The sequence below is a fragment of the Streptomyces sp. MB09-02B genome, assembly GCF_033794485.1.
GTDB lineage: Bacteria > Actinomycetota > Actinomycetes > Streptomycetales > Streptomycetaceae > Streptomyces.
This window is the reverse complement of the sequence record NZ_JARGEE010000033.1, coordinates 26,434-36,254: the sequence shown is the minus strand read 5'-3', so window position 1 is coordinate 36,254 and position 9,821 is coordinate 26,434. Positions and strand designations below refer to the sequence as shown.

Genomic DNA, 9,821 nt, shown 5'->3' with positions numbered 1-9,821 from the left:
GGCCGGGGCGGCGGGGCGAGCCGTGTCGGCCCGGGCCGTGGGGATCGCGGCGGTGCCGCCGGGGTCGGCGAGGACGCCCGAGCAGGGGTACACGACGGCGTACCGCTCGCGCTCCTCCCACGCCACCCACCCCACGCGCTGGGGCGTGACCGGCACGAAGACCAGCCGCGCCCCGGAGATCTCACGCGGCGGGTACTCGTGCAGGTTGACCTGGAGCCGGTTCTCGCCGAGCCACCGCATCCCCGGCCGCATCGCGTCCAGCACGGCCGCCCAGCCGCCCTGCCCCAACCGCGCGGTCCGGGCGAGCACATCGGCCTCCAGCACGCGCCGCCGCCGCTCCCAGTACGGCCGTACGGTCTCCTCCCACACGTGGGTGAGGAGACCGGCCGCGCGGTCGGGCAGGTCGTCCCGGCGCAGGGCGGCGGGCAGGGGGCCGCGCAGGGAGAGGGTGAGGTGGGCGCGGGCGGCGGCCGGATCGGTGCCCCGGACCCGGGCGATCTCGGCGGCGAAGGTGTCGCCCTCGCGTGGCGCGGGCGTGAGGAAGTCGGCGATCCACTCCTGGCCGAGCCCGGCGCGGATCAGCAGCGCGGTGAGCGGGTCCCCGGCCAACACGGCGCGGTAGGCCGGGAGATGGGTTCGCAGCCAGGCCCGCTCCCCGGGGTGGGTGCCGGTCCCGGCGTGCAGCAACTTCAGGCTCGCGAACGTCTCCGCGAGCGGCGAGACGACGAACCGGCTGCCGGCGAGAGTGTCGGCGTTGACCTGCCAACAGCCCATGAAAACGCCTCCGGTGTGCGGCGCGAGCCCGCCTCTGACCCGGCCCAGGCCCGGGCCCATGCCCGGCCCGTGGTCCCTGACGTCGGCCTCGGCCGAGCTTTCGCGTGTACGCGAAACATTACGGCGGGCGGACGACGCACTCCAGGGTCATCCCATGCGCGGCTTCCGAACCAGCAACCAACCCGGCGATCAGCCCAGCAACAAACCCAGCGACCAACCCGGCGATCAGCCCAGTCCTCAATCCAGCTACCGCCCCAGCTACCAATCTCTCTTCCGCACAAGGGAGTTCACCCCTCTCTTCGTCTCCTCCTCCCTCCAGGTCGCGGCCTCCACGATCGGCGGACTGGCCCTCGGCACCTCCGTCTACGCGGCGACCGGGTCCCCCTTCCTCTCCGCGCTCAGCATGTTCGGGCCGTCCCTCGCCCAGGTGATCGGCGCGACGACCCTGCTCTCGGCGGCGGACCGCCTGCCGCCGAGAGCGACGCTGACGGGCCTGGCCGTCGTCTTCACGGCGAGCACGGCGGCACTCGCCCTCCTCGCCCTGCCCCTGTGGACGGTCTTCGCGGTGATCGCGGCCCAGGGCCTGGTCGCCTCCCTCGGCGGGGGAGTCCGCTGGGGCCTGCTGAACGAGATCCTCCCCGACGACGGCTACCCGCTCGGCCGCTCGCTGTTCAACATGCTGCACGGCCTGACGCAGATCGCCGGCTACGCGACCGGCGGCGCGCTGGTGGCCCTCCTCTCCCCGGCGGTCACCCTGCTGGTGTCGGCGGCCCTGTACGCGGCGGCGGCCCTGTGCACCGCCCTTGGTCTGAGCCACCGGGCCCCACGCGCCGCAGGCCGCCCGTCCGTCGCCGAGACCTGGCGCACGAACGCCCTCCTGTGGTCGTCCGCCCCGCGCCGCCGCCTCTATCTGGGCCTCTGGATCCCCAATGGCCTCGTCGTCGGCTGTGAGTCCCTGTTCGTCGCGTACGCCCCCGACCGCGCGGGTCTCCTCTTCGCCTGCGCGGCGTTCGGCATGCTGCTCGGCGACGTGACGGTCGGCCGCCTGCTCCCGCCCCGGGTCCGCGACCGTCTGGCCACCCCGCTCCTGCTGCTCCTGGCGACCCCGTACCTACTGTTCGCGTTCCACCCGCCGACCCCCGCCGCGGCGGCCTGCGCCGCGCTCGCCTCCGTCGGCTTCGGTGCGAGCCTGGTCCAGCAACACCAGCTCCTGACCCTGACCCCACCCGAACTCACCGGCCACGCTTTGGGCCTGCACTCCTCCGGCATGCTCACACTGCAGGGCCTGAGCGCGGCCCTGGCAGGCGCCACGGCCCAGCTGACGTCACCGGCCACGGCGATGACCGCCATGGCAGGAGCGTCGATGGCGGTGACGTTGGGGTTGTGGGCGGCGGGACGAGACGAGAGAACGACCGCGGCCGTGTTCCCTCCCGTCCTTACGACTGGTACGGCTGCTGCTGAGGCTGGCCGTACGACTGGCCGCCGTGCGCGCCGGCGCTCTGCTCCTGGAGCCGCTCGGCCTGCTCGGCGCTGACCTTCTGCTCGGCCCCGCAGAAGGTGCACTGTGTCTGGTACTTCGTCGAGATCGGGATGAGCGGTACGAAGAACAGCGTGAACTTCGTGACCCGCTTCCTGAGCGTGTGCGCGGCGGGGTTGCCGCACTGCCCGCACACCAGCGTCAGTATCGCGAGCTGGTACAGGTATCCCTTGGTGCCGAAGATGATGAACATCTGATCCTTCCCGGGGGTGCCCTATCGACGCACCGCGCGCGCTGCACGCACCGTACGCCCTGCCTTCAAGTGTGCCCGTCCCTCACTTCTTCACGTCGCCGGTGAAGATCGCTTCCTCGGAGTCGAAGTCGGGTGAGACCTCGACCTGGAGGAACGTTTCGCTCTTGGGCAGCTCACAGGCCCAGGGAACGGTGAGGGAGCGTCCGGCGAGGATACGGGTGTCGGGGAGCCCGTTGAGGCCGTCGTCGTAGATCGCCTCGCCCTCCTTGCCCTGCTCGCCGTAGGCGCAGTTCACGGTCATCTCATTGGCGTCGACCGTGGCGTCGGACCCGTTCGTGATCTTGATGTTGAACTTGACGTACGGCGTGTTCTCGGGCGCCGCGTAGTCGCTGGAAACCCCGCGCTTGAACCCGGAGAGCGCGACCTCGACGTCGCTGTCGTAGATCACCTCGTCGTCGAGGGCGAAGACCCCGTCGTCGTCGGTCGCGGTGTCGCTCGCGTCCTCGGAGGAGTCCTCGACCCCCTCGCCGCCGTCGCCAACACTGTCGTCGCCACTTTCGTCACCGCTGTCGTCGCCGGTGGTGTCCGCGTCCTCCGCCGTGACCGTCTTCGTGACGGTGACCGTCGGCGCGGGCGAGGCCGACCCGTCGCCGTCGTTGGCCACCACGATGCCCGTGCCGATGACACTGGCGACGACGGCGACGGCGCACCCGACGATGATCAGGTTCGTCCGGTTCCCGGACGGCGGCTTCGGTGGCTGCGGCGGCATCGGCGGCCCGAAGCCCGGCATGGGCGGTGGCGTGATGTCGTGGCTCATGGTCCCCCCACGATGGTGCAGTTGAAGGGTGAATCATCCCGTATGCCGGCGGTTTTTTGGAGGGGGTGTGGCTGGATCGTGATGGTGGGGTGGAAGGCCGGGTCGCCCCCGCTCACCGGAGGTCCGCCCTCGGCCGCGCCACCTGACCCGGCGGACGAATCGGTGGTTTCCCCCATGCCCCGAGGGCTTTACCCGCCGCCCTCGGGGCATGGGCGACCGTCACTTCCAGACGGATCCGAGCTGCCACGCCCGCAGCCGGTCGAGGGTGGTGGTGCCGCCCTCGGCGAAGACCTCGACGCCCGTGCTGGACGGATCGGGGAAGATCTGGTCGGTGATCACGGCTTCGCCGTCGCCGCCGAAGACCTCGACGGAGGACCAGTCGACCAGGACGCGCAGCTTGACCTTGCCGTTCCGGGGCTTGAGGGGCGCGGTCTGGACGCCGGTCGAGAACCTGTCGTGGAAGTCCACGGCGCCGGAGCGGGAGCGGTCGACGTACAGCTCCTGCGTCGTGGCGTCGTAGCCGATCACGGTCTCCTCGCCACCCGCGCCGGTGCGGACCTTCAGGCCGAACCGGTCGGCGTCCTCGAGGGAGAAGGTCGCCTCGATGTCGAGTGCCTTGCCGACTGCCGTACGGCCGGGCAAGGGCGTGGAGGTGTTCTTGACGGTCACGCCGGACGCCGTCACCGGGCGCTTGTTCCGCAGGGACTCCAGGCTGCCCACCGGCTTGCTGGTCAGCCGGATCCGGCCGTCGACCGTGCGCAGGGCCATCTCCCGGGGGACGCTCTGCGCGCCGCGCCAGGGGGTGGTGGGGACGGAGCCGGCGTAGTCCCAGTTGTCCATCCAGCCGATCATGTAGCGCTTGCCGCCCGGCGCGTGCTCCCAGGACACGGCCGCGTAGTAGTCCTGGCCGTAGTCGGCCCAGTCGGCCCGTTGCAGGACGGACTCGGCCGGCTTGTCGGCGGCGGTGAACTGGTCGGCCAGGACGTGGCCCCAGCCGCCGGTGTTCATGTCGACGATCTGGATCCGTGCCTGCTTGCCGGCGTAGGGGCGCAGGTCGAAGGAGGCCCAGTCGAGTGTCTCGCTGTCGGCGCCGGTGGCGCTGCGGACGACCTTGCCGTCGACGATCAGGTTGACGGACGACTCCGTGGAGACGCGCGGCGCCTTGGTGTCGGAGAGCACGATGTGGTCGACGTTGAGGTGACCCCAGCCGCCGGTGTTGTCGTCGACGATCCTGATCCGCGCCTTCTTCCCGGCGAGGTCGCCGACGTCCCAGGCGGCCCAGTCGAGCGCTTCGGTGTCCCTTCCGGTGGTGCTGCGGACGACCTGGCCGTCCACGAGGAGCTCGACAGCGGTGGGGTGTTCGGAGCCGGCCGGGTGGTTGCCGCCGCCGACGAGGAAGTCGACGTACCTCTTGTCGAGGGTGAACTCGGGCGAGGTGAGGGTCCCGGTGGTGGAGTCCCCGTTCCGGAAGGTGTTGACCAGCCCGTCTCCCAGGAACCCGGAGACCTGATGCTGCCCGGGGAGGGTGCCCGCGGCCGGTGCGGTGCCGAAGGCGTCCCCGGTCGCCGTCCAGTCGCCGTACGTCCCGCCCTCGAAGTCGGCCAGGACCGTGCCCTCGGGCGGTGTCCGTTCCAGGACCGTTCCGTCCTTGTGCGGATGCCGTCCCCCACCGATCCTGAAGTTCAGGTAGGGGCTGTCGACGGTGAAGGAGGGCGAGGTCAGGGTGCCGGTGGTGCCGTCTCCGCCGTGGAAACTGTTGGCGAGGCCCTTGCCGTCGAAGCCGGTGACCGGAGTCTGCCCGTCCACCGCCCCGGCTGCCGGCGCCTGGCCGAACGCGTTGCCGGTGGTGGTCCACGCACCGAAGCCGGCGCCCTCGAAGTCCTGCACCACCGTGCCGGTGGGCGGGGTGTAGGTGCCCTTGTCCTCGGCGGTGAACTTCGTGCCGTCGAAGTCGCCGATGAAGTACTGCGAGCCCGAACCGCCCGCGATGCCGCCGGGGTTGAGGTTCACGACCAGGACCCACTTGATGTTGTTCCTGTCGCCGTCGACCGCGAGGGGGAACAGGTCGGGGCACTCCCACACGCCGCCCGTCGCGCCGGTCGGCCCGAACTCGCTGAGCAGGCTCCAGTCCTTGAGGTTCTTCGACGAGTAGAACTGCACCTTGTGCTCTTCCGACAGCGAGACCGTCATGAGCCAGCTCTTGGTCGGCGCGTACCACTGGACCTTGGGGTCGCGGAAGTTGTGGGAACCGATGTCGATGACGGGATTGCCCTGGTACTTGGTCCAGGTGCGGCCGCGGTCGGTGCTGTAGGCGAGCGACTGGGCCTGCTTGCCGCCGTCCTTGTAGGCGCTGGTGTAGATCGCGACCATGGGCGGGTTCTTCTTCGTACCGAAGCCGGTGGTGTTGTTCTCGTCGACGACCGCGCCGCCGGAGAACACCATCTCCTCGTCGTCGTGGGACAGGGCGAGCGGCAGCTCCTCCCAGTGCACGAGATCCTCGCTCACCGCGTGCCCCCAGGACATGTCGCCCCAGGAGTTGCCGTTCGGGTTGTACTGGTAGAAGAGGTGGTACTCGCCCTTGTAGTACACGAGCCCGTTGGGGTCGTTCATCCAGTTCTTCTCCGGGGTGAAGTGGAACTGGGGTCTGTGGGTCTCGGTGTACGGCGGGGTGTCCGCGGCGACCGCTCCGGGAGCGAGTGGGGATGCCGACAGGGCGCAGACGGTCGCCGCCGCCGCCATCAGGCGCATGCGGGCAGGCCGGGATACGCGTGCAGAGCTCATGGTGACTTCCTTGTCCGGCGGACCGTCCGCACAGCCGACTGTTATGTCATCGTTGACTTATGTCAGCGATGACAGCGAGTGCCCGATTATGGAGGGCGATCCGGTCGGCGCGTCAACGGTTCGGACGCGATTGCTTCGACGACCGGCCCACGGCCCAGGGGTTGTACCGGTCGCCGGTGGCCGCGCCGACGGGTCGGTGGGGCCGCGTCCGTGGTGCCGCGAGGCGACGGTCACCGTCAGAAAGAGGAACGCTTCTCCTGCTCGGCATCGGAACGGTCAACGACCTCAAGGCCACGAGGCGCACCCCCTGGACCTCCGCTCGGTGCGCGTCGCCACGCACTGCACCGAGGCCGACATCTCCGCCCGACACATCGCCGCCGCGCGGGAGCCGGGGATGGACATCGCCGGGTTCCTGATGACGTCCCACAGGGTCGAACCGGCCGAACTCGCCCGCCAGGCGCGGCTCTTGGAGTCGTACGGCGCCACTTGCGTCCACGTCCACGTCTACGTCCACGTCCACGTCACCGACTCCGGCGGCCGGCTCACCACGGACGGCGTCCGCGACCGCGAGCACGACCGCGTCCGCTTCCGCGCCTACCGCGACGTCTCGACCCGGCCACCGAGCTCGGCATCCACGCCCACCACGACCTCGCCCTGGGCGTGGCCAACACCGTCGTCGCCGTCGAGAACGGTGCCGTACGCGTCGACGCCTCGGCTCGCCGGTCAGGGGGGCGGGACGAGACCGCCGCCGCGCGCTACGGGAAACCGCATCCTGACGGGCGGAGCTGAGAAGCCGTGGAGCCGCGGAGCCGAGGAGGAGCCGGAGTGGGAGCTGCAGTGTGGTGCGTCGGCATCAGGATGCCCGCACCTCAGCCCTTGGCGGTGCCCCGCTGAGCGGTGAGCGCCACCCGGGTCAGGAGGTCTCGGAACTGGGCCCGCTGTTCGTCGCTCAACTCCACGAGCAGCCGTGCTTCAGCGGCCGCGACATCAGTTCGCATGCGCTGCAGTTGTGATCGGCCTTCGTCCGTCAGGATCACGTGGCGAGCCCGCCGGTCCTGGGGGTTCGGGCGTCGCGACACCAGACTCTGCCCCTCCAGGTCGTCGAGGAGGTAGGTCATCACTGTTCGGTCGAGACCGACCTGTCCGGCGAGTTCGAGTTGCGTGGGGGGTTTGTCACCGGCCTCGGCCAAGGCCATGAGCACCAGGTAGGCCCGTGCCCCTCCGGGCAGCGTCTCCGAGGCGTCGGCCGCAGCGCGCCGCAGTGCCCCCGAGATCATGCGAATGGCCCAGACCAGGTCGTTGTCCAAGGCAAGACACTTGCCGCTTTCGTTGGCTCGGCCGCGGGGTTCAGAGGACATCGCATCACCGTAGCACCTTTCGGTATGACGACAGATAGTCTTGCAGCCAGAATATCTTGCTGGCATAGCGTCCTGGTGGCGAGGTGGCGAGGTGGCGAGGTGGCGAGGTGGCGAGGTGGCGAGGTGGCGAGGTGGCGACGAGGGCCTGCCGGTCGGTGGTCCGTCAGGGACACCCCGTCTTGAAAGCAGATGTTCTGCTGTGCATACTATCTGCATCGCAGCCGAACTATGTTGGAGGACCGGCATCATGAACCTGTTCCGTCTCGACGCGAGCATCCGAACCGAAGGATCGGTGAGCCGCGCCCTCGCCGACACCGCCGAGCAGGCGTGGCTCGGCGAGCACCCCGGCGGGGTCGTGACCCGCCGTGACCTGGGGGTCCAGCCGCTGCCAGGGGACGTGTGGACGGCGCTCGCCCATGAAGTAGTCAACCCGGCCGCACCGGCCCCGGCCGAGGCACACGAGCTCCTCGACCGTCTCGGCGCGGAACTGCTCGAGGCCGACGCGTTCCTGTTCGCGGTGCCGATGTACAACTGGAATGTGCCGGAACAGGTCAAGACCTGGATCGACCTGATCCTGAAGCACCCCCGGGTGGGGGTGCACGGTGACTGGCCGCTCAAGGGCAAGCCGGCGCTCCTGACGCTGAGCCGGGGCGGCGGCTACGGGCCCGGCACCCCGAAGGAGGGCTGGGACCACGCCACGCCCTACATGCGCACGATCCTGGCCGACGTCCTGGGCCTCGACCTGCAGATCGCCGAGGCGGAGCTGACCCACGCGTTCTGGAATCCGGAGATGGCGCACCTGCGGGGGCTGGCCGAAGAGTCGATGAAGACGGGGTACGAGCAGGCTGCCGAGCACGGGCTGCGGATCGCCAAGCTGAGCAGCGTCTGACCGCCCCGGGGTTCGTCCCGTAGATCGGCGGGAACTGCCCCCCGGCGGCACCTCCCGCACAGTGGATCCCCTGGCGAGCGTTCCTCCTCCGCCTTGCGACGCGCTCCGTTCGACGCGCACCTTGCGCCGCTCGCCGTGCGACGCTTCGACGCGGACGGCCGCTCGCCACCGCACCGATCTGCGGGACAGACCCTGGAACGATCGGCCTCAAGGCGTTCAGGAAAGGCTCGTGCGCCAACGCGACAGAAGTCGCCCTCCCGCATGAGACGGTCAGACGCCGAACTGGAGCCGGGGCGTGTCCGTCTCCAGCCGGGACAGCTGGCCGCCAAGCAGAAGGCAGGAGTCTGGCGATCCGCCCGCTCGCACCAACGGCCCCCGGACGAGGAGCCCGAGACCGAACAGAGCGCCTCCCTGAGGGAGAACCCCAGTTCAGCGGCGCCATGCGTGTGCCTGGTCGGAACCGCACGGCGAGTCACTTGATCCGGTTCATGCCGCCCTGTACCGGGCGGTCCGTTCACGCATCGCTCACGCGTTGGCGGCTGCTGAGCAGCGCGTGGTCAGACCTGGCCGAGGTCGATCTCCACCGGGAAAGGGGCTGTCACCTTGAGGACGCCGGTGAACACGTCTCCGTCCCGGTAGGTCTTCGTCGCGGGGTCGAGAACGTAGGTGTACACGAGAGGGACGCCTGTCACGGCCTGCTCGATCCGCCAGTAGAAGCCGATGCCTGCCTTGGCGTACTGGTCCACCTTCACGATCCGGTCGGTGGTCTCCGAGCCCGGCGACACCACCTCAGCGACCAGTAGCACGTGCTCAGGGCGGGTGGGGGTGACGTCGAGCGTGTCCGCGCGGTACACGACGACGTCCGGGCGGCGATTGGTGAGCGGAACGTCCTGAAGCCGGACGTCGAAGTCCGTGTCGGCGTTCCACTCCGGGCCCGCGGCGGCATCCAGGGCGTTCGTCAGGATCCGGGCCAGCCGGTTGGGTCGCTTGGACGCACTCGGACTCACGACGACCATCCCGACCAGCGGGGCCACGACAAGTGAGGAACCGACGCGGTGGCCTCGGCACCAAAAGAGCGGAAGAGGCCAAGGCCAGCAGTGCCGTGGCCACACCGGTGAGCGGCCCGCCAGCCATGACCACTGGGAGCGCACCGGCGAGAAGCCGTCGTCGGTAATGGTCTGGACGCCGGAGCACACCGGCCTCCTCCTCGACTATGTCGCGGAGGACCGCCTGGCCCACGCGCCGAGGCCGACCTGGGCGTCCAGGAGATACTCGGCCACTTCCCGATCACCATCAGGGCCGACACGTACACGAGCCCTTCCGGGGGCCGCACCCGAAGCGGAGCCCGAGCCCGACGGTGTGGAGCATTCTGGCCAGGAGTCAGTGCCCGATGATGCTGATCCGTGGGGCACTATTTGGGAGATCAACCCCCTGTCCAATCACGCACCGCTCACGCAAACGGCCCCGGACGA

The 9,821-nt window shown here is 69.9% G+C and carries 7 protein-coding genes and 3 pseudogenes; 4 read left to right on the top strand and 6 right to left on the bottom strand.

The window, feature by feature from the left end; translation table 11 throughout:
* On the bottom strand, positions 1 to 774 hold a 774-nt coding region (locus tag P1P70_RS07725), incomplete at its 3' end, for a transcriptional regulator (protein ID WP_319235711.1).
* A gap of 154 nt (positions 775 to 928) precedes the next feature.
* Here P1P70_RS07725 and P1P70_RS07720 point away from each other — a divergent pair.
* Positions 929 to 2,308 (top strand): MFS transporter, encoded by a 1,380-nt coding sequence (locus P1P70_RS07720; protein WP_319235709.1) that lies wholly within the window; start codon positions 929 to 931, stop codon positions 2,306 to 2,308.
* Here P1P70_RS07720 and P1P70_RS07715 read toward each other — a convergent pair.
* The 3 genes from P1P70_RS07715 to P1P70_RS07705 form a co-directional block, all read right to left on the bottom strand.
* Positions 2,211 to 2,504 carry a zinc-ribbon domain-containing protein gene (locus P1P70_RS07715; RefSeq protein ID WP_220648171.1) on the bottom strand — a complete coding sequence of 98 codons (294 nt, stop codon included), beginning with the start codon at positions 2,502 to 2,504 and terminating at the stop codon, positions 2,211 to 2,213. The genes P1P70_RS07720 and P1P70_RS07715 overlap by 98 nt on opposite strands.
* An 82-nt stretch (positions 2,505 to 2,586) precedes the next feature.
* Entirely contained in the window at positions 2,587 to 3,321 is a 735-nt protein-coding gene (locus P1P70_RS07710; RefSeq protein WP_319235706.1) for a hypothetical protein, read from the bottom strand.
* A gap of 219 nt (positions 3,322 to 3,540) precedes the next feature.
* A complete protein-coding gene (locus P1P70_RS07705) occupies positions 3,541 to 6,102 on the bottom strand; it encodes a GH32 C-terminal domain-containing protein (RefSeq protein WP_319235704.1) in 2,562 nt (853 codons plus the stop codon).
* A 248-nt stretch (positions 6,103 to 6,350) separates the two neighbouring features.
* Here P1P70_RS07705 and P1P70_RS07700 point away from each other — a divergent pair.
* Positions 6,351 to 6,838 (top strand): annotated as a pseudogene (locus tag P1P70_RS07700) (4-hydroxy-2-oxovalerate aldolase); the annotation flags it as partial.
* A 133-nt stretch (positions 6,839 to 6,971) separates the two neighbouring features.
* On the opposite strand, the gene P1P70_RS07695 reads toward P1P70_RS07700, so the two are convergent.
* On the bottom strand, positions 6,972 to 7,460 hold the full coding sequence (locus tag P1P70_RS07695) for a MarR family winged helix-turn-helix transcriptional regulator (protein ID WP_319235702.1): 489 nt from the start codon (positions 7,458 to 7,460) through the stop codon (positions 6,972 to 6,974).
* A gap of 247 nt (positions 7,461 to 7,707) precedes the next feature.
* Here P1P70_RS07695 and P1P70_RS07690 point away from each other — a divergent pair, with 247 nt between their 5' ends.
* The gene (locus P1P70_RS07690; protein WP_319235700.1) at positions 7,708 to 8,349 is read left to right on the top strand and encodes an FMN-dependent NADH-azoreductase; all 642 of its coding nucleotides are present in this window, start codon (positions 7,708 to 7,710) and stop codon (positions 8,347 to 8,349) included.
* 557 nt (positions 8,350 to 8,906) lie between these two features.
* On the opposite strand, the pseudogene P1P70_RS07685 reads toward P1P70_RS07690, so the two are convergent.
* Positions 8,907 to 9,368: pseudogene (locus P1P70_RS07685) on the bottom strand (Uma2 family endonuclease); the annotation flags it as partial.
* A gap of 91 nt (positions 9,369 to 9,459) precedes the next feature.
* On the opposite strand from P1P70_RS07685, the pseudogene P1P70_RS45715 reads away from it, so the two are divergent.
* Positions 9,460 to 9,582, top strand: a pseudogene (locus P1P70_RS45715) (site-specific integrase); the annotation flags it as partial.
* Between the last annotated feature and the right edge of the window lie 239 nt (positions 9,583 to 9,821).

Excerpts from the sequence above, each read along its gene's own strand:
- P1P70_RS07720 (WP_319235709.1), top strand. The coding sequence starts at position 929 with ATGCGCGGCTTCCGAACCAGCAACCAACCCGGCGATCAGCCCAGCAAC.
- P1P70_RS07715 (WP_220648171.1), bottom strand. The coding sequence starts at position 2,504 with ATGTTCATCATCTTCGGCACCAAGGGATACCTGTACCAGCTCGCGATA.
- P1P70_RS07710 (WP_319235706.1), bottom strand. The coding sequence starts at position 3,321 with ATGAGCCACGACATCACGCCACCGCCCATGCCGGGCTTCGGGCCGCCG.
- P1P70_RS07705 (WP_319235704.1), bottom strand. The coding sequence starts at position 6,102 with ATGAGCTCTGCACGCGTATCCCGGCCTGCCCGCATGCGCCTGATGGCG.
- P1P70_RS07695 (WP_319235702.1), bottom strand. The coding sequence starts at position 7,460 with ATGTCCTCTGAACCCCGCGGCCGAGCCAACGAAAGCGGCAAGTGTCTT.
- P1P70_RS07690 (WP_319235700.1), top strand. The coding sequence starts at position 7,708 with ATGAACCTGTTCCGTCTCGACGCGAGCATCCGAACCGAAGGATCGGTG.